14 protein-coding genes are annotated in these 19764 nt (G+C 64.3%); 8 read left to right on the top strand and 6 right to left on the bottom strand.

The genetic code is table 11. The features are described 5' to 3' along the window. Positions 1 to 4: 4 nt before the first annotated feature. Positions 5 to 535: a GNAT family N-acetyltransferase gene (locus ABB26_RS04500; protein ID WP_057632393.1), complete on the top strand. Its 531-nt coding sequence runs from the start codon at positions 5 to 7 to the stop codon at positions 533 to 535. After that, a complete protein-coding gene (locus ABB26_RS04505) occupies positions 528 to 1760 on the top strand; it encodes a TraB/GumN family protein (protein WP_057632394.1) in 1233 nt (410 codons plus the stop codon). Before ABB26_RS04500 ends, ABB26_RS04505 begins: the two co-directional genes overlap by 8 nt. Positions 1761 to 1878: 118 nt before the next feature. Here ABB26_RS04505 and ABB26_RS04510 read toward each other — a convergent pair whose 3' ends face one another. Genes ABB26_RS04510 through ABB26_RS04520 form a run of 3 tightly spaced genes read right to left on the bottom strand, consistent with a single transcriptional unit; the run spans position 1879 to position 9552 of the window. Then, positions 1879 to 4947, bottom strand: coding sequence for an efflux RND transporter permease subunit (locus ABB26_RS04510; protein WP_057632395.1), 3069 nt, complete (start codon positions 4945 to 4947; stop codon positions 1879 to 1881). A 4-nt stretch (positions 4948 to 4951) separates the two neighbouring features. Then, positions 4952 to 8419, bottom strand: a complete 3468-nt coding sequence (locus ABB26_RS04515; RefSeq protein WP_057632396.1) for an efflux RND transporter permease subunit — start codon at positions 8417 to 8419, stop codon at positions 4952 to 4954. After that, positions 8416 to 9552 carry an efflux RND transporter periplasmic adaptor subunit gene (locus ABB26_RS04520; RefSeq protein WP_057632397.1) on the bottom strand — a complete coding sequence of 379 codons (1137 nt, stop codon included), beginning with the start codon at positions 9550 to 9552 and terminating at the stop codon, positions 8416 to 8418. The genes ABB26_RS04515 and ABB26_RS04520 overlap by 4 nt, the downstream gene beginning before the upstream one ends. A gap of 235 nt (positions 9553 to 9787) precedes the next feature. Between ABB26_RS04520 and ABB26_RS04525 the strand changes: the two genes are divergently transcribed. Together ABB26_RS04525 and ABB26_RS04530 are read left to right on the top strand one after the other, a co-directional pair. Next, complete coding sequence (locus ABB26_RS04525; protein ID WP_057632398.1) at positions 9788 to 10156, top strand: c-type cytochrome; 369 nt, start codon at positions 9788 to 9790, stop codon at positions 10154 to 10156. A 9-nt stretch (positions 10157 to 10165) separates the two neighbouring features. Then, positions 10166 to 10627, top strand: coding sequence for a c-type cytochrome (locus tag ABB26_RS04530; protein WP_057632399.1), 462 nt, complete (start codon positions 10166 to 10168; stop codon positions 10625 to 10627). Between the two features lie 95 nt (positions 10628 to 10722). Here the strand turns inward: ABB26_RS04530 and ABB26_RS19115 are convergent, their stop codons facing one another. Then, positions 10723 to 12564 carry a hypothetical protein gene (locus ABB26_RS19115; protein WP_057632400.1) on the bottom strand — a complete coding sequence of 614 codons (1842 nt, stop codon included), beginning with the start codon at positions 12562 to 12564 and terminating at the stop codon, positions 10723 to 10725. 15 nt (positions 12565 to 12579) lie between these two features. Continuing rightward, a complete protein-coding gene (locus ABB26_RS04540; RefSeq protein ID WP_057632401.1) occupies positions 12580 to 13173 on the bottom strand; it encodes an NfuA family Fe-S biogenesis protein in 594 nt (197 codons plus the stop codon). A 90-nt stretch (positions 13174 to 13263) separates the two neighbouring features. Between ABB26_RS04540 and ABB26_RS04545 the strand changes: the two genes are divergently transcribed. Genes ABB26_RS04545 through zupT form a run of 3 tightly spaced genes read left to right on the top strand, consistent with a single transcriptional unit; the run spans position 13264 to position 14854 of the window. Beyond that, the gene (locus ABB26_RS04545) at positions 13264 to 13611 is read left to right on the top strand and encodes a 4a-hydroxytetrahydrobiopterin dehydratase (protein ID WP_057632651.1); all 348 of its coding nucleotides are present in this window, start codon (positions 13264 to 13266) and stop codon (positions 13609 to 13611) included. A gap of 1 nt (position 13612) precedes the next feature. Beyond that, the gene (locus tag ABB26_RS04550; RefSeq protein WP_057632402.1) at positions 13613 to 14029 is read left to right on the top strand and encodes an energy transducer TonB; all 417 of its coding nucleotides are present in this window, start codon (positions 13613 to 13615) and stop codon (positions 14027 to 14029) included. Positions 14030 to 14044: 15 nt separating this feature from the next. Next, on the top strand, positions 14045 to 14854 hold the full coding sequence (gene zupT, locus ABB26_RS04555; protein WP_057632403.1) for a zinc transporter ZupT: 810 nt from the start codon (positions 14045 to 14047) through the stop codon (positions 14852 to 14854). A gap of 185 nt (positions 14855 to 15039) precedes the next feature. Here the strand turns inward: zupT and ABB26_RS04560 are convergent, their stop codons facing one another. Continuing rightward, positions 15040 to 16014, bottom strand: a complete 975-nt coding sequence (locus ABB26_RS04560) for an RluA family pseudouridine synthase (protein ID WP_057632404.1) — start codon at positions 16012 to 16014, stop codon at positions 15040 to 15042. A 412-nt stretch (positions 16015 to 16426) separates the two neighbouring features. On the opposite strand from ABB26_RS04560, the gene ABB26_RS04565 reads away from it, so the two are divergent. After that, positions 16427 to 19618, top strand: a complete 3192-nt coding sequence (locus ABB26_RS04565) for an Rne/Rng family ribonuclease (protein ID WP_057632652.1) — start codon at positions 16427 to 16429, stop codon at positions 19616 to 19618. Positions 19619 to 19764 lie beyond the last annotated feature (146 nt).

Consider the following 19764-nt stretch of genomic DNA (forward strand, 5'->3'; position numbering starts at 1 on the left):
TGCCGTGAACCTGCTGCTGCGCCCGGCCACCGCGGCCGACATTCCCGCCATCACCGCCATCTACGCGGTGGAGGTGCGCGAACTGGTCAACACCTACGAATACGAGGTGCCGGCCGAAAGCGAAATGGCGCAGCGCATGAACGACATCATCGCGCGTGGCTTCCCGTATCTGGTCGCCACGCTCGACGATGAGCTTGCCGGCTACGCCTACGCGAACACGTATCGCGGCCGCATCGCCTATCAATGGACCGTGGAGAACTCGGTCTACGTCGATGGCCGCTTCCAGGGCCACGGCGTGGGCAGTGCGTTGATGCAGGCGCTGATCGACGAATGCACCGCGCGCGGATTCCGGCAGATGATCGCGGTGATCGGCGAACCCACCAATACCGCTTCGATCAAGCTGCACGAGCGCTTCGGCTTCCAGCTGGTCGGCATCTTCCGCGGCCTCGGTCGCAAGCACGGGCGCTGGCTGGATACCGTGCAGATGCAACGCGCACTCGGCGACGGTGCCGACAGCGCCCCTACGAATGAATGACCCCATGAACGAAACTCCCAATGAGGCCGGCAGCGAACTGCTTGCGGGCCAGCCGGTGCGCATCGTCGAACGCGATGGCGTGCGCTACACCCTGCTCGGCACCGCACATGTGTCGCAGGCCAGCGTGCAGGCGGTGGAACACGCCATCGGCAGCGGACAGTTTGATGCGGTCGCGGTCGAACTGGACCCGCAGCGCCTGCAGGCACTGACCAACCCGAACGCACTTGCGCAGCTGGACCTGGTGGAGGTGATCCGCAAGGGCCGCGTCGCATTGTTTGCCGCCAACCTTGCGTTGGCCGCCTACCAGCGCCGCCTTGCCGAACAACTGGGCATCGAGCCGGGCGCTGAACTCAAGCGCGCGGTGACGCTGGCCAACGAGCACAACCTGCCGGTGCACCTGATCGACCGCGATGTCGGCCTGACCTTCCGCCGCGCCTCGCAGCAGCTGGGTTTCTTCGGCAAGTTGAAGCTGGTGGCCGGGCTCGGCGCGGGCCTGTTCTCCTCAGAGGATGTGGGCGAAGACGAGATCGAGAAGCTGAAACAGGGCGACATGCTCGAATCGAGCTTTGGCGAGTTCGCCAACGAAAGCCCGGCGCTATACGAAGCCATCATCGGCGAGCGTGACCGCTACATGGCAACGCGCCTGCGCCAGGAGCACAACAGCGAACAGCGCAATGTGCTGGCGGTGGTCGGCGCCGGCCATCTGGCCGGACTGGCGCGTTATCTGGAAAGCGATACCGAAGCCCCCGGCCCACTGCGCGAGCAGCTGGAGTCGGTGCCGAAGAAGCGCAACATTCCATGGATCACGCTGACCATTCTTGCAGTGGTGCTGGCCGGCATCGGCATCGGCTTCTGGCGCGGCGGCCTGGACATGGGCACGCAGATGCTTGCGACCTGGGCGATGTACACAGGCGGTCTGGCCGGTCTGGGCGCGTTGCTCGCCGCCAGTCACCCGCTGAGCATCCTGACTGCCATCGTGGTCGCCCCCTTCAAGCCGTTCCGCCTGAGCATTCCCACCGGCGCGTTCTCCGCCTTGGTGGAGACACGCCTGCGCAAGCCGACCTATCAGGACTTCCTGCAGCTGCGTGACGATGCGCAGACGGTGAAGGGCTGGTATCGCAATCGCGTCACCCGCATCGTACTGACCTTCGTCCTGACCAACCTCGGCAGCATGCTGGGGTTGTGGCTGACCGGTTTTATTGTCTATGGGAAGTTGGCTGGCTGATCTGAGTTCTGGCGCTTGCCGAAGATCTGCCCTCTGCCGTTCTCCCGCATAGGGGAAAGAGGCTAAAGAAAAGGCCCGCATTGCTGCGGGCCTTTTCGTTTTCTTTCGCTGCGCCGACTCAGCTCTCCAGTGCCACCGGCCGTTCTGCCGGCAGGCCGCGGGCGCGGCGCACCAGTCGTGCCGTGCCAGTGCGCAGATCATCCAGCAATGCATAGATGGTCGGCAGGAACAGCAGGCTGACCACCGTCGAGAACGCCAGACCACCCGCAATCGCACGTGCCATCGGGTAGTACGGAGGCATGCCATCGGCGGTGGTCGTGTTCAAGGCAATCGGCACCATCGCCAGGATTGCAGTACCCATCGTCATCATGATCGGCCGCAAGCGCTCACGGCTACCTTCAATCAACGCCTCCGTGCGCGACACCCCTCGCCTGCGCAGGTTGTTGATGTGTTCGATCATCACGATGCCGTTGTTCACCACCACGCCCATCAGCACCAGAATGCCGATCACCGCCATGATGTTCATCTCGGTACCGGTCAGCCAGAACAGCCAGTACACGCCGTAGATCGAGAACAGCACGCAGGACATGATCGCAGCCGGGAACAACAGCGATTCGAACACCGCCGCCATGATCACCACCATCAGGATCAGGGCGATGAAGATCGCACTCACCATCTGGTCCATGCCGTCGAAGTTGATGTTGAAGCCCGCACCGTTGAACGTATAGCCATAGCCCGGCGGGAACTGCACGCGATCCAGGGTTTCCTCGACGGATTTACGCGCCTGGTCCATCGGCACGTCCTTGGCCAGACCAGCCTCGATGCGCAGCATGGTCTGACGGTTCAGGCGCTGGATCGAATTGGCCGCCGGATTGACGTTCACGTCCACCATCGCCAGCAGCGGGATCTCCTTGCCGCTGGAGCTACGCACCATGAACGACGACAAATCCTCGATGCTGTAGTTCTCCGAGCCCGAGAAGCGCACATTGACTGGAATCTCGACATCATCACGGTGGAAATCACGCAGCGACGAGCCACGCAGCGCCATGCCCACGAACTGCGCCACCTGTTGGGCACTGAAGCCATATGCAGCTGCACGTTCGCGATTGACCCGCACCGCCAGTTCGGCATTGGCATCGCCCACGTCCACACGCACGTCGCGCAGCTTCGGATCACGCGCCAGGATCGGCACGATGTCATCGGCCAGCTCGCGCAAGGTCTGGCTTGAATCACCGACCAGACTGAAGCGCAGGCCCTGCCCTTCGCTACCCATGCCGCCCGGCCAGCCGATACCGATCTTGGCACGTGCCGACTGTGGCAGCCCCTTGCGCACCTCTTCCTCGATCTTCTTGCTCTGCTCGCGGTCGTCGATGCTCAGGTACAGCCGCGTCTGCGCCCAGCCCTGCTCGGCGAAACGACTGTATACGCGCTTGATCTTGAACTCATCGCGGTTGGCGTTGACGAAGTCCTCGACCCGCTGCACTTCCTTGCCCATCTCTTCCTTGGAGTAGGAACCCTTCCACTGATAGAAGATGTTGATCTCGTCCGGATCATTGTCATCGCCGCCACCGGTGGTATGGGTCATCGGCCATACGCTGAGCACCGACACCAGCACGATGCCGGCCACACTCCAGCCGCGATTCTGCAATGTCCAGCGCAGTATCCGCGCATAGCGCTGCTGCAGACGACTGATGAACGGCGACTTCAATGCCGGCGGAGTCTTCATCCGCGCCGACAGCATCGGAATCAGGCTCACCGCCACCAGCCACGAGGCCAGCAGCGAGAACGAGATGGTAAGCGCCAGCTGGGTCAGGTAGATGGTGATGATGTTCTTCTCGCCGAACATCATCGGCAGGAACACCACGCAGTGGCACAAGGTGCCGGCCGACAGCGCGATCGCCACGTGGCGGGTACCGATGATCGATGCCATCTCCGGTTTGCCGGGGTATTTCTCGCGCTCCTGGTAGATGCTCTCCACCACCACCACGGCGTTGTCGACCAGCATGCCCACCGCCAGCAACAAGCCCATCATCGAGATGATGTTCAGGCTGATGCCGGTGAAGTACATGAAGCCCAGCGTCATGATGAAACAGATCGGGATCGCCATCGACACCATCAGCGTCGACGGCCAATGACGCAGGAAGGCGTACAGCACGATCACCGACAGCAACAGACCGATCGCACCGGCCTCGGCCAGGGCCAGCAGCGAACTGGTGACCGCCTTGCCCGAATCCCAGGCAATCTCGATGTCGACGCCGCGCAGGGCCGGATCCTCGCCCAACAGCGCGACCTCCTTGGTCACAGCGCGCGACAGATCCACCAGGTTCGCCGAGCGCTCCTTGTAGATGTCCACGCCTACGCTGGGCTTTCCTTCCATCCGCCGCACATAGCTCATGCGCTGCGGCTGCAGGCTGACCTCGGCGATATCGGACAGGCGGGTGCCGCGGTTGTTGACCGGCAGGTCACGCAGCTCCTGCACTTCCAGCAACTCACCCCTGGGTTGCACGCGCAGACGGCGGCCATCCTCGGTGATCTGTCCAGCCGATACCGCGAAGTTGGCTGCCTGCAGCTTCTGCACAAGATCATTCAGGGCCACGCCATGCGCACTGATGCGATCCTTGTCCAATGCAATCAGCACTTCCTGCTTGGCCACGCCTTCCACTTCGACGCGGGCCACCCCGGGCAGACGCTCCAAGCGCTGCTTGATGGCGCGCTCGATCATGTCAGCGCGCGCGGTCAGGTCCTCCGCACTGTTCAGGCGCAGGCTGATCGCTTCCTGGTCGCTGGTACTCCAGCGCTGCACGAAATAGCGGCGGAAGTCATCCGGCAACTCGTCGCGCACCGCGTCGATGCGCTCACGCGCTTCGGATGCGGCCATGGCGATGTCACGGTTCCAATCACTGAATTCGACCTGGATCTGGCCGCCCTCAGCGTTGGCACGCGAGTTCATCGTCTTGATGCCGGGCATCGTGGCGATGGCCTCTTCCACCGGCCGCAGCAGGTTGCGCTCCACTTCTTCCGGGGTCGAACCCGGATAGGGCAAGGCGATGAAGAAGAACGGGATCGATGCTTCCGGCTCCGACTCCAGCGGCAGCTTGAACGCAGCAATCAGGCCGATCACCACCATCGACACAAACAACATGATGGTGGTGACGGGGCGGCGGATGGACAGCTCGGTGATATTCATCCGTTCAGTCCTTGATGCCGCCGATGGGATCCTGCTCATGGCTCAGCACCTGCTCGGCCTGGGCCATCGCCTGACGCGCACGACGGCCGCGCTCGGCGTAGTACTCGTCCGGCTTGCGGTCCAGCAGGTCGTACACCACCGGGATCACCAGCAGGGTCAGCATGGTCGAGACCAGCAGACCACCAATCACCGTGATCGCCATCGGCGAGCGCACTTCTGCACCCTCACCGAAGGCCAGGGCCAGCGGCAGGAAGCCGAACACCGCACACAGTGTGGTCATCATGATCGGACGCAGACGCGAACGTGCACCCTCCACCAAAGCCTCACGCTTGGCCACACCTTCTTCGCGCAGCTGGTTGACCTTGTCGATCAGGATGATGGCGTTCTTCACCACCAATCCGACCAATAGAATCAAACCGATGAACACCACCACCGATACCGGTGAACGCGCCAGCAGCAAGGCCGCAACTGCGCCAACCAGTGCCAGCGGAATGGTGAACAGGATGACGAAGGGATGCAGCAGCGATTCGAACTGCGATGCCATCACCAGGTAAACCAGGAACACCGCCAATGCGAAGGCGAACAACAGCGAGCGGATCGACTCACCCAGCTCCTGGCCCTGGCCACCGATATGCATGCCGACGTCGGTGCCCAGCGGGTTCTTGGCGACCATGCTCTGCACTTCGGTGATGGCCTTGCCCAGATCGATATCGCGCAGGTTGGCCGAGACAATCGCCACGCGACGCTGGTTGGCGCGGTGGATTTCGCTCGGGCCGGTGGTGGCGATGACGTCTGCCACCGAGCCCAGCTCAATCGCCTTGGCGCCGGTCGGGTTGACGATCAGGCGGCGGATGTCGTTCACCGAAGAACGCTCCGACTCCTGCACCCGCACCAGCACGTCGATCTTGCGATCACGGAAGCTGTAGCGGGTGGCGACATTGCCCTTGACCTTGTTGACGACCGCATCGGCGATCTGGCGCGTGGTCAGGCCCAACGCCGCAGCGCGGTCCTGGTCGAACACGACCTGGATCTCCGGGAAGCCCTGCTCCACCGTCGACTTGACGTCGGCATAGTGCGGATTCTCGCGGAGCATGCCCGCCAGGCGATTGCCGGCGACGCGGATGTCTTCGAGGTTGTTGCCCTCGATTTCGATTTCCAGCGGCGGCGACAGCGCGAACAGTTCAGGGCGGGCGAAGTCCACCTGCGCTGACGGCCAGGCCTTCATGGTTTCGCGCAGCTTCTCGGTCAGTGCCGGCTCCAACTTGGTGTCATTCATCACCACCGACAGCTTGCCGATGTTTTCACCACTCTCGGTCGGGCTGGCATCCAAACGGGTACCGGTACCAGATACGCCGTACAGCAGGCGCACACCTTCTTCGTCGGCATGCTTGCGCTGCACTTCGCGCACCAGTGCGTCGGTCTGCGCCAGTGGTGTACCCGGCGGCAGCTTGGCAGTCATCTCGAAGCGGTCCTGGGCCAGCTGCGGCAGCAGGTCCACACCCAGCAGCGGCAACGCCGCCAAGGTCAGGCCGAACGCCAGCGTCGCAAAACCCAGCACCGGCCACGGACGCTTCAATGCCGCAGGCAGCGCGCGCAGGTAGCCAGCTTCAGCACGGCCATACGGCGCCATCGCAAGATCGCTGGCCTTGCGCATCACCGGGCCGACCACCGCGGCAATGCCACGGAAGATCCGCACCACGCTCCAGGCCAGGAAATAGAAGCCATAGCGGAACATCGCACCGATGCCACGGCCTGCATACGCAGCCGGCTTCTTCCAACGGCTCTCGGGACGCCACGGTTCGCGCGGGTCCTCGGCCGGGAACTCCAACGGCGGGCGGCCCTTGAGCGCGCTCAGCATCGGGATCAGGGTCATCGAGACCACCAGCGATACCGCGATGGCGATCGACACGGTCAAGGCCTGGTCGCGGAACAACTGGCCAGCGATGCCTTCGACGAACACCAATGGCAGGAACACTGCGATGGTGGTCAGGGTCGAGGCAACCACCGCCATGAACACTTCGCGCGTTCCCTTGATCGCTGCTTCCAGAATGCCCATGCCACGCTCGCGCGCCTTGGCGATGGATTCCAGCACCACGATCGAGTCATCCACCACCAGACCGGTCGCAAGCGCCAGACCGCCCAGCGACATCACATTCAAGCTCAGGCCCAACTGGCCCATGAAGAAGAACGTGGCGATGATCGAGATCGGCAGCGACAGCGAGATCACGAATGTGCTCCAGCCATCGCGCAGGAACAGGAAGATGATCAGCACCGACAGCAAGCCGCCGATCACCGCATCGATCTTGACGTCCTTGATGGCGTGGCGGATGAAGACCGACTGGTCCTCGACCGTAGTCATCTCGATGTCCTTGGGCATCTCCTTGCGGATCTGCTCCAGCTTCGTTTCCAACGCATCGGCGGTGGACACGGTATTGGCGTCGCCTTCCTTGTAGACAGCGAGTTCGACCGCTTCATGGCCAGCAGCGCGGATCACCGCTTCGCGCTCCTTGTAACCTTGCCGCACCTCGGCCACGTCCTTCAAGCGCACGCTGGGCGCGCTGCTGCTGCCATCGCTGCGCATCGCCGCGATCACATTGGGGTCGCTGCTGCCGAGGATGGCCGACATCAGCTGACGGTTCTCACCGGTCGAGCTGGCAGTGCTGGAACCACTGGCCGTGGTCAACAACATCTCGCGCATCTGCTCGACCGTGGCGAACTGGTTGACGGTACGCACCAGATAGCGCTGCGAGCCTTCTTCCAGACGACCGCCGGACAGGTTCACGTTTTCCTGCTGCAGGCGCTGGATCACCGTGTCCAGCGACAGGCCGAGCGCGGCCAGCTTGCGCTGGTCGATATCGACCTGGATCTCGTCTTCCAGACCACCGCCGACCTTGACCGCGGCCACACCGCTGACCGGCTCAAGCTTGCGCTTGAGGTCTTCATCGGCGTAACGACGCAGTTCCATCAGGCGGCGCACGGCATCGGCGTCGTTGCCTGCTTCCTGCTTGGACGACAGCGCCAGCCGCATGATCGGCTGGGTCGAGGGATTGAAGCGCAGCAGCACTGGCGGCTTGGCCTCCAGCGGCAACTGCAGCGTCTCCATCTTGTCGCGCACGTCCAGCCCAGCCTGCTGCATGTCCGTGCCCCAGGCGAACTCCAGCACCACGTCACTTTGACCGGTGCGCGAGATCGACTTGAGCTTGCGCAGGCCCTTGACGATGCCCAGCGCCTCTTCAGCCGGCTGCGAAATCAGGGTTTCCACCTCGGCCGGTGCCGCACCTTCGTAATCGGTACGCACGGTCAGGGTGGGATAGCTCAGGTCCGGCAGCAGTTCGACCTTCAGGCTGGACAGCGAGATCAGGCCAAACAACACCAGGGTCAGCGTCATCATCGCGATGGTGACGCGGCGGCGGGTGGCAAACTCGATCAGATCGAAGCCACCGCCGGAAGCCGACGATCCGTGGTCACTCATTGTTTGGTCGCCTGTGCAGCTGCCGGCGCCTTGGCCGCCGCTGCCACCGCCTTCTCCTTGCCGATCACCTGCACCGCACTGCCTTCACGCAGCGCAGCCTTGCCGGCGATGACGACTTCATCGCCCTGCTTCAGACCGTTGCGCACCTCGATGAAGCCAGCATCGTCATAACCCAGGGCAAGCTCGGTACGCACAGCCTTGCCGTCGCGCACCACATACACCGCCGGTTTGCCGCCGTCTTCCAGCAGCGCGGTACGCGGCACCACCAGTGCATCGGCGCGCTGGTCATAGTTGATGCTCAGGCGTCCGAACATACCGGCCTGCAAAGCCTCTTCGCCGGAGAACGTAGTCACCACGCGGAAGGTACCGGTGCCGTTGTCGACCACCGGGGCCACGCGGTCCACCGTGCCGGTGAACGGCTTGCCCGGCAGCGCATCAACCTGCAGCGACACGGCCTGGCCCGGCTTGAGCTTGGCGATTTCGCGCTCGGGTACGTTGAGGGTGGCTTCCAGCTGGGCACTGTCGACGATGCGGATGATCGGCGAGTTGATCTGCACGAAGTTGCCGGGCTTGATGTCGCGCGATGCAACCACGCCCGAAATCGGTGCAACCACCGTGGTGTAGGACAGTTCCAGCGTCGCCATGCGGTACATCGCCCGCGCGTTCTCCAAGTCATAGCGCAGCTGGTCCACATCGGCGGCACTGACCAGCTGCTGCTGCACCAGCTTCTCGGCGCGGTGATAGCTGTTCTCAAGCTTGCGCATCTGCGCTTCGCTCTGTGCCACGCTCAGGCGCGCACGGTCCGGATCCAGCCGAACCAGGGGCTGCCCAGCGCGTACCAGCTGGCCTTCCTCGACCAGCACCGCCAGCGCCACACCGGAGGTCTTGGCGACCACCTGGGACTCAGCGCGCGGCTCCAGTGCAGCGGTGCCGGTATAGCTGGCTGCAATGGCACGGCGCTCGGCCTTGGCCACTTCCACCGGCACCGCGTCCGCGGCCTTCTGCTCGTCCGGAGTCTTGGCCTGGGCCTCTTCACCGCCGGCCTTGCAGCCGCCCAACAGCAGCGACGTGGAAATAAGGAGGGCAGCGGCGCAGCTTCCGGTGCGGCCGTGCTGAGAGAAGAATCGCGACATCGTCAGGTCCCTGGGGATGCATTGGGTGGTGTTGTAGCAAAGTATTGCACCACCCCACATGGACACCATGCGCCAAAGGTCATGGGTGTGCCGAATCTGGCTGTCACCCATGCGAAACAGGTGATGCAATGCAGCATCCGCGCCCGGTTCCGAACAGGTAAATACGCGGGCTATACTCGGCCCGTTCCGTGTCCCCACGGCGGAACCCCAGACCCGCATACCGGACAAGGAAACCATGCGCTCGCAGCCGCTCGCCGCTTGTTTCGCTCTGGCTCTCGCCCTGCCCATTGGGGCCGCCAACGCTGTTCCGCAGTCTGATTCCGCCGCATCGCCTGCGCCGGCCACTCCATTGGTCGGCAAGCCCGACACCGGACGAACCCTGGCCTATACCTGCCAGGGTTGCCACGGCATCACCGGCTACAAGAATGCCTATCCCAGTTACCGCGTCCCCAAGATCGGTGGCCAGTCGGCCGAGTACCTGACCCAGGCACTCACCGAGTATCGCGAAGGCAAGCGCAAGCATCCGACGATGCAGGCGCAATCCATGAGCTTCAGCACCCAGGAAATCGCTGATCTCGCCGCCTACCTGTCCACTGTCAAATAGGCATCGCCCATGTCGAAAGCAACGCACGCAACGCGCTTGTCCGTCGTCCTGCTGGCCGCCTTCGCAGTGGCCGCATGTTCGCAGTCACAGGTGGAATCGGCGGATAAATCCGCTGCCGATCCCGGCCATGCCAGCGGTGAACACAGCGCCAGCTCCTCGGCGGGGCTGCCGCAAGGCCGCGCCGCCGCTGGCGAGCATCTGGCCAACGCCAAGGGCAAGGCCACCGGCCAAAGCTGCATCGACTGCCATGGTGCCGATGGCAACCAGCCCATCGACCCGACCTACCCGCGCCTGGGTGGTCAGTACGGTGACTACCTGGCCCATGCCCTGCAGGCTTACCGCAGCGGCAACCGCGACCACATGTTGATGACGCCGCAGGCTGCCAGCCTCAGCGATCAGGACATCGCCGACCTGGCCGCTTACTTCGGCTCGCGCCCCAGTCAGCTGCGCGATCTGCATGGCGTGAACTGAGCCACGCACGCGGCACAATAAATAAAGCCGCCCATTGGGCGGCTTTATTTTTGGCAAGACTACAGGAGCTGCTGCGCTGCCCCTACAACGGCAACTCAACGACTGCCGTTGTCTTCCTGCAGTTCTTTCTTGAATGGGATGTCTGGCGGCGGCCGTGCCTCGGCTGGCTGCTCCTGCATGTTGGGATTGGTCAGCCCACAGCCGCCGCCGAACTGCAGCAACGACACCACGCAGGAGATCTTGTTGCTCGTGCCGGGAATCGGAATCTCCACGCTCTTGATGCCCTTGCGCACCCACTCGGCCAGCAACGACTCGTTGGGTACCCAGTACTTGTCGAACGAGGTCGGCGTGTAGTCGTAAGGCGGCCGCTTGAGCCAGGTTCCCGAGTCAGCGATGCGATCGCGGGTCCACGAATCGGCATCGCCACCCGGTGCACCGCGCTTGCTGTCCTTGCCTGCGCCATCGTCGGCAAGCCGCACGCCGCCATCAGCGTCAAACAAGCCGCGCCCCTTGTCCGACTGCCCGCCCGCGCTGCCGGCCACCTGCCGTTGCGATGCACCCCAATCGTCCGAACGCACCGCAGAATCCCAGCCCCCACTACGGTCCTGCGGCTTCGGTCCCGCACCGGCACTGGTACCTGGCCTCGGTGAAGGATTGGCGGCGGCATTGTTGCCCTGCGCTGTGTTGCCCTGCGCGACATTGCTGAATTGCGCCGAGGTGGCCGCGCCGGTGCCGGTTGCGCTGGCAGGCTTGGCAACCGCAGCCGCCGCTGCGGTGGACGACGTCGCGGCATCGGGCACACCCGGAAGCTGCCGCTCACGCACCGCGACCGTCGGCGTTTTGAGCTGCACGTTGTTGGTTTCGGTGGAACGCAGTTGAGCCATGTTTACCGGTTGTGTCGGCGCTGCATCCACCTGCCGCTCGCGCACCGCCATTTCAGGGCCGGTCATCTGCACATCAGCCACACGCTGGCGCACCTGCGACATCGCGACCTGCTGTTGCGGCATCACCTCGATCTGCCGCTCACGCACCTGCACGTCCGGCGCCTTCAACTGCGGCTGCACGCTGGGCAGCGCGCGGGCGGACTGAGTGACCTGCGGGCGATCGGTCGCCGTTTCCACCACCCGCTCGCGTACCTGCACTTGAGGCACGCTGACGCTCGGCGTGGCCAGGGTGGGTGGCCGCAGCGTTGGTGGCGGCAACACGAAATCCGTTGTCGGCTGCTGCGCCTCGGTTACCTGCAGCGGCTGCGCAGTCGGCATTTCAGGTGAAGGCTTCGATGCATCGATCGGCACCAACGGCTGTTCGTCATCCGTCGCTTCGGCAGGAGTCGCAGCAGCCGTCGCAGTCGACTCGACGGACGCCGTCGCAGGCGCCGCTGCTGCCGAGGCACTGGCACTGGCATTCGCAGCCGCCGATGAAGCTGATGCGGATGCCGCCGCCGACGCATCCGCCTGCTGTTGGCCCTGGGCCTGTGGCGCACCACCGCCCTCTTCGTCCGGCGTACCGCGACCGATGTATTCGACCTGTACACGCTCGCCTTCTTCGGCGCTCTGTTCCGGCGACGGGCTGCGTATCAGCGCCACCCACACCAGCAGCAAGGCAAACAACAAATGCAGCGCAGCGCTGAAGAACGCTGCAATCCAGCGCATCACGCGCTGGTCGCGCGGCGGTGGATCACCGCCCTGCCAAAGCAACAGCAGCATCGTCAGCAAGAAGGGGCGCGGCATCGGCGCGGGCGCACGCGGCCGCTCAGGCTTGGCTGCGATCACGCCGGCCACATCGCCATCGGCAAAAGCCGACATCGCCTTGGACACGCGCGTGCGCACCCAGTGGCTCCAGCTATACGGCATGCCGGTGCGACGGTCGTGCAAGATGCTGGCCTGCCGGCGCGCAGCCAGCAGGTCAATAAGGTCGGTAACTGACGTCACCGGCATGCGGCGGCTATCGCCTCAGCCCGCGCGCGGGATATACGGGGCCTGACCGGTGTCATGGTCAGTGGCATCGCGCACGGCGGTCACGCCGGGCACCCGTCCCATCAAGGTCTTCTCGATCCCCTGCTTCAAGGTCACATCGGCCATGCCGCAACCGTGGCAGCCGCCGCCGAAGCGCAGCAACACCACGCCATCGGCGGATACTTCCTGCACCGCCACCCGCCCACCGTGTGAGGCCAGCTGCGGATTGATCTCGTTTTCGACCACCCAATGCACGCGCTCAACCATCGAGGCGGCATCGCCGGGCGCTTCGCCCTTGATCTTCGGCGCCTTGATGGTCAACTGCTGGGTGCCGGCGGCCTGGGTGACGAAGTCGATCTCGGCACCGTCCAGCCAGCCCACGCTGGTGGCGGCCACATACAAAGTGAAGCCATCGCAATCCACCGCCCACTCGTCACCGAGCAGTTCGCTGGGGTCGGCAAACTCCAGGCGCGCATCAGCGCGCGGCGTGCCGGGCTCGACGGCGCTCAGGCGCACGCCCATGCCGGGCACGGCTTCGCGTTCGATCAACTTGCGGAAATAGCTTTGAGCGGTATCTGAGATCTGGATCATGCGGGTATTCTAGCCGTGTCTTGGTTGACGCTGATGGGACACTGATTCCAGCGGCGGCACTGTTCAGTCACCTGCTTGATGGAGGTTCCCATGGCCCCTGACCTGATTCCCCTGGCGCAAGCCCATTGCATCCCGCGCAAAGGCAGCGAGCACCGGCTCGGCCAGGCCCGCCTGGCAGAACTACTGGCGCAACTGCCCGGCTGGGAACTGGCCGAGAGCGGCCAGGCGCTGGTCCGTACATTCCGCTTTGACAACTACTACGGCACCATGGCCTTTGTGAACGCGCTGGCCTGGATCGCGCACGCCGAAGACCACCACCCGGATCTGGGCGTGCACTACGACCGCGCTGTGGTGCGGTTCTCCACCCACGATGTGGGCGGCCTGAGCGAGAACGACTTCATCTGTGCCGCCAAGGCATCCGCACTAACGGAGCAATGACATGAAACTGCGCCTGCTGCTGGGCTCCCTCGCTGCCGCCGTTTCGCTGGCCGCCTGCAACTCCTCCGATCAACCGGCCGCCCCGGTCATCGCTCCGACCGAAGTCGCCGCCGTGCAGACCCCGCCGCCGGACTACCCGGCCGATCTGGCCTGCACCGGCGTGGGCGGTAAAAGCGTGCTCAAGGTGGTCGTCGGCCCGCAGGGCACACCGACCGAAGTGGCGCTGCTTACCAGCAGCGGCAACAGCCGGCTGGATGACTCGGCCATCGCCCGCGTGCGCGAGTGGAAGTTCAATGCCGCGACCCGCAACGGCCAGCCGGTGCCGACCACCATCCAGGTGCCGGTGAGCTTCAATCCGCCGGACCCCAAGCCCAACGAATGCTTTGCCATTGAAGAGCAGGCACGCCGCGGCGGCTGATCGCCCGGCTTCTACATGCACGGAATCTCCACTGACAATCTATGGATGGCGTTCGGGCTGACGTTCGCGGCCGGGCTTGCCACGGCCATCGGCAGCCTGATGGTGTTGTTCTCCAAGCGCCCGAACCCGCGCCTGCTGGCCTTCGGGTTGGCATTCGCCGGCGGCGCCATGGTTTACGTGTCGCTGTCGGAAATCCTGAACAAGTCCATCGCCTCGTTCGCCCTGAGCTATGGCGACCGGCTCGGTTTCACCTACGGCACGCTGTGGTTTCTGGGCGGCGTTCTACTGGTGGTGCTGATCGACCACCTGGTCCCGAATCCACACGAAACCCTGGACAAGCAGGACCCGGCGTTCAAGGAAAAGAACCGCAGCAGCATCCGCCGGGTCGGCCTGCTCAGCGCCGTGGCCATTACCGCCCACAACTTCCCGGAAGGCCTGGCAACCTTCTTCGCCACCCTGGAAAGCCCTTCGGTCGGCTTGCCACTGGCCTTCGCCATCGCCATCCACAACATCCCCGAAGGCATCGCCATCGCGGTGCCGGTGTACTTCGCCACCGGCCGCAAGTCCTACGCCTTCGGCGCCAGCCTGCTATCAGGCCTGGCTGAACCGGTCGGCGCGGCCATCGGCTATTTCGCCCTGGCCGGCTCATTGTCGCACGCCACCTTCGGCGCCGTGTTCGGCCTGATCGCCGGGATCATGGTGTTCCTGGCCCTGGACGAACTGCTGCCGGCAGCCAAGCGTTACGCCAAGGGCCACGAGACCGTCTACGGCCTGGTCATCGGCATGGCCACCATCGCCATCAGCCTGGTGCTGTTCAAGTGGTGATGAAGCAGGGACTCGGGGTGTTGGAGCCGGGAATGAGAGAAGGCTCGCTGCTTCTCGGTCCTTGATGAATCTGGGGACCAAGAAGCCACAGCCGCATTCACCTTTGATGCGGATCCGGTTGACTCATTCAATAAAGGGCGGGGATTTGCAGCCCCGCCCTTCTGCAGCCGGACCTTCTGGCTTGCTCAGGCCAGGCGATCCAGCGCCTCGACCAGCTCTGGCGCCAGCGGCGCATTGAGCACGTAGGGCGTCTTGCCGGCGTCCAGCGCGAATTCCAGCGACGCCGCATGCAGGAACAGGCGTTTCAGGCCAATCTGCTCACGAAGGCGCTTGTTGACGGCAGGATCGCCGTACTTGTCGTCCGCAGCCACCGCATGCCCGATATGCTGGGCATGCACGCGGATCTGATGGGTCCGCCCGGTCTCGATCCGCACCTCACAATATGAATGTCCACCGCGGCGCTCCAGCACGCGGAAGTGGCTCAACGATGCCTTGCCGGACGGATTGACCTGGACATGACGTTCGCCACCCTGTCTCAAACCAACGTGCAACGGCGCGTCCACGCTCATCACGCCATCGGGCATGCGGCCGACCAGCAGGGTCAGATAGCGCTTCTGGATGCCACCCCGGTCTTCACGCATCAAGGCCTGCAGCTCGGTCAGCGCTGAACGCTTCTTTGCAAGGATCAACAGCCCGGAGGTATCACGATCCAGCCGGTGAACCAGCTCCAGGTTCTGGTTCGGACGCAGCGCCCGCATCGTCTCGATGGCGCCATGGCTGATCCCGCTACCGCCGTGGCTGGCCACGCCGGAAGGCTTGTTGATCACCAGCAACTTGGCATCTTCAAAGACGATGGCCTGCTCCATCCGTTCCAGGAAGCTGGCGGGTGGCGGCGCATTTTCTCCGACCTCATTGAGATTGACGGGCGGGATACGAACCTCCTCCCCCCCCTCAAGCTTGCGGTCGGCCTTGGCGCGACCGCCATTCACCCGCACCTGTCCGCTTCGGACCAGCTTGTAGACCAGGCTGCGGGGCGCGCCCTTGAGCTGGCCGAGCAGGAAGTTGTCCAAGCGCTGTCCCGCCCTGTCTTCGGGAACCTTGATCATGCGCACGCTGGTCTTGGCGGCGGGCGGGGTGTTGCGTTGGTCGGAGTCAGTCATCAGCCTATTTATTCTGCTACACTCGGGCCGCGATATAAGGGTTTGATTTCGTTGGAAGTTGGTCAGGGCCAGAAGCCCCGCTCCCTACGAATCCGGCACAGTGCGCGGCCACCGCCCCCGGGGCGGCCATGTTAGCGGCTCGTCGGCGTTCCCGGCCATCGCCGGGTGCCAAAAGGCATCCGTGCTGGACGAATCATATGTCCCGTGCGACGCCCCGGTCACGGCCGGATGCGGCCGCCGGCCCTGAAACACCTATAAAACAAGAATAGAAGCGCTCCCGCGGCCTGCCGTGGTGTCGTAGCGCTGGAAACCCAAGCTGCCCTACCCGCGCCTGCGCGATTGGACAGCGACCCGTGTCCAGAGGCGAAACCCCATGGCGTTCCGCGCGGTAGCAGCGCGCGAGGAACGCACAATGAAGCGAATGCTGATCAATGCCACGCAGGCTGAAGAACTGCGCGTGGCCATCGTCGACGGGCAGAACCTGTACGACATCGACATCGAACAGCCGTCGAAGGAACAGAAAAAGTCCAACATCTACAAGGGCCGCATCACCCGCCTGGAGCCGTCGCTCGAGGCCGCCTTTGTCGAGTACGGCGGCGAACGTCACGGCTTTCTGCCGCTGAAGGAAATCTCCCGCGATTATTTCCAGGCTGGCGTCGACCATAACAAGGCCGGCATCAAGGAACTCCTGCGCGAAGGCCAGGAAATCGTTGTCCAGGTGGACAAGGATGAGCGTGGCAACAAGGGCGCCGCCCTGACCACCTTCATCTCGCTGGCCGGCCGCTACATGGTGCTGATGCCCAATTCACCGTCCGCTGGCGGCGTTTCGCGTCGCATCGAGGGTGAAGACCGCGCCGCACTGAAGGAAGCGCTGGACAAGCTCGACATTCCGGACGACATGGGCGTGATCATCCGCACCGCCGGCGTCGGCCGCGATGCTGAAGAGCTGCAGTGGGATCTGGACTATCTGCTCCAGGTCTGGCGTTCGATCGCCGAAGCCGCACTGACCAAGCCTGCACCGTTCCTGATCTACCAGGAATCGCGTCTGATCGTGCGTGCCCTGCGCGACTACCTGCGCTCGGACATCGGCGAGATCCTGGTCGACACCGAAGAACTGTATGAGACCGCACGCGAGTTCATGCAGCAGGTGATGCCGCAGACCCTGCGCAAGCTCAAGCATTACAAAGACGACATTCCGCTGTTCAACCGCTTCCAGATCGAATCGCAGATCGAAGCGATCTACGAGCGCAACGTGCGCCTGCCTTCGGGCGGCTCGATCGTGGTTGACCAGACCGAAGCGCTGACCGCCGTCGACGTGAACTCGGCCCGTGCCACCAAGGGCACCGACATCGAGGACACCGCGTTCCAGACCAACCTGGAGGCTGCTGAAGAAGTGGCCCGCCAGCTGCGTCTGCGCGACCTGGGCGGCCTGGTGGTCATCGATTTCATCGACATGTCTTCGAGCAAGCACCAGCGCGAAGTCGAGAACCGCCTGCAGAACGCACTGAAGTACGACCGCGCCCGCGTTCAGCTGGGCCGCATCTCACGCTTCGGCCTGATGGAAATGAGCCGTCAGCGCCTGCGTCCGAGCCTGGGTGAATCCAGCCAGATCGTCTGCCCGCGCTGCGACGGCCAGGGCCGGATGCGCAGCATCGAGTCGCTGTCGCTGTCGATCATTCGCGTTGCCGAAGAGCACGCCATGAAGGAAAACACCGGGCAGGTGCTGGTACAGGCCCCGGTGGAGATCGCCAACTACCTGCTCAACGAAAAGCGCAGCGCGCTGCGCGAGATCGAAACTCGCCACGATGCACCGATCATCATCGTCGCCGACGAGCAGCTGCATACCCCGCACTACGAAGTCACGCGCCTGCGCGACAACGAAATGGGCGAGGAATCGGGCAAGCCCAGCTACCAGCGCGGCACGCCGCGCAAGCTGCCGGTGCACGCTCTTACCAAGGCGCAACTGAACATTCCGCCGGCACCGGCGGTTACCCACGTCAAGCACAGCCAGCCGGCTCCGCTGCGCGAGATCGTCGAAGACGCAGCCCCGGCAGCTCCGGTCGCCCCGGCTCCGGCCGCCCCGGCCGCAGGCGGCGTGATGGGCTGGCTCAAGCGCGTGTTCGGTGGCGAAGCTGCCCCGGCAGCAGCACCGGCCCAGCCGCAGCGCCAGGACGGTGGCCGCAACAACCGCAACGATCGCAACCAGCGTCGTGACGGTCGTGGTGGCAACAATGGTCCGCAGGCACGCAATGGCGGAAACGGCAATCGCCGCGATGAGCGCCGTGAAGACCGTCGCCAGGGCGGCAACAACGCCCAGCCGCAGGCTCAGGATCAGAACAGCGGCCAGCCGCAGAAGCCGCGTAACGAACAGCAGCAACAGCCCAAGCAGCCGCGCAATGAACAAGGCCAGCAGGGCAAGCCGCGCAACGAACAGCAGCAACAGCCCAAGCAGCCGAAGCAGCCGAAGCAGCCCCGGCCGCAGGATGCCGAGAAGGCTGCTCAGCAGCAGCCGGCAAACGAGAAGCCCGCGCGTCAGCCGCAGGCCGACGTTCAGTCGACTGCCAATGCCGTCGTTGCCGCAGGTACCGTTGCCGCAGCGGAAGTGGTCAATCTGCCGGTAGCACCGGCCGCTGCAGCACCGCAGGCTGTCGAAGCCGCCAAGCCGGTCATCGAGTCCGATGAGAAGGTGTCAGCAGTCGCAGTCACCGACGAAACCGCATCTGCCGTTGCAGGTGAAGAAGGCAACGGCGAAGCCGGCAGCCGTCGTCGTCGCGGTCGTCGCGGCGGTCGTCGCCGTCGTCGTGGCAATGCCGAAGGCGCCGCCGCAGGCGAAATGCAGGGCGCTGATGAGGATGGCATCGAGGAATTCGAGGACGGCGAAGCAGCTGAAGCTTCGGCGAGCCCGGCCAGCAGCCAGCCCGAGTTCGACTTTGAAGACGAGCCCAGCAGTGCCTCGGCACCGGTGAAGGCCGTGCAGGCCCAGCCTGCCGCCGCAACCAACGCAGCACCTGCTGTCGCCGCTCCGGTTGCCGTGGCCGCTGTTGCTGAAACGAAGATTGTCGAGACCAAGCCGGAAGCCGTTGTCGCACCGACGCCGGCCGCCGCGATCTCGGCAGCTCCGGTTGCAGAAGTCGCACCTGCTCCGGCAGCTCCCGCTCCGGTTGTCGCCGAGGCAGCACCGGCCGTGATCGAAGCACCGGTTGCCGTTGAAGTGCCCGCTGTCGAAACCGCTCCCGTGGTCACCGCGGCGCCGGTCGTCGCAACTCCGGTGGTCGTTGAAGCCCCGAAGCCGGAGCCGACCGCTGTCCAGATCGCATCGACTCCGGCCCTGGTTGCTGTTGAAGCCGCTGCCCCGGTCGCGATTGAAGTGACCCCGGCACCGGCAGCACCTGTCGCGACCTCGCAGGAAGCCGTGGCCGCGGTGGCACCAGAGAACGGCCAGTTGTTTGCCCGTGAGGCGTCGGCTGAAAGTGACCCGCAGCAGGCCAAACCGCAGGGCGACGAAGCAGCTGTCATCGCAGGCAGCCCCGTCGCTGTCGAAGCGGCCAAGGTCGCAGCAGCGGCCGAAAAAGAAGTGGAAGAAGATCAGCCGCGCAACGTCTGATCCGCAACCACTGCACTAACGAAGAGCGGCCGGAAACGGCCGCTCTTTTTTATGGCTCTGGTGCCGCGCCTAAAGCTCCCCGCGCATCGGCCACCCCCAACGATGGCTTGAACCACAACACTGGCAGGGGACTCCAACGGCGCACC

The sequence above is a fragment of the Stenotrophomonas humi genome, assembly GCF_001431415.1.
In the GTDB taxonomy this organism is placed as follows: Bacteria; Pseudomonadota; Gammaproteobacteria; order Xanthomonadales; family Xanthomonadaceae; genus Stenotrophomonas; species Stenotrophomonas humi.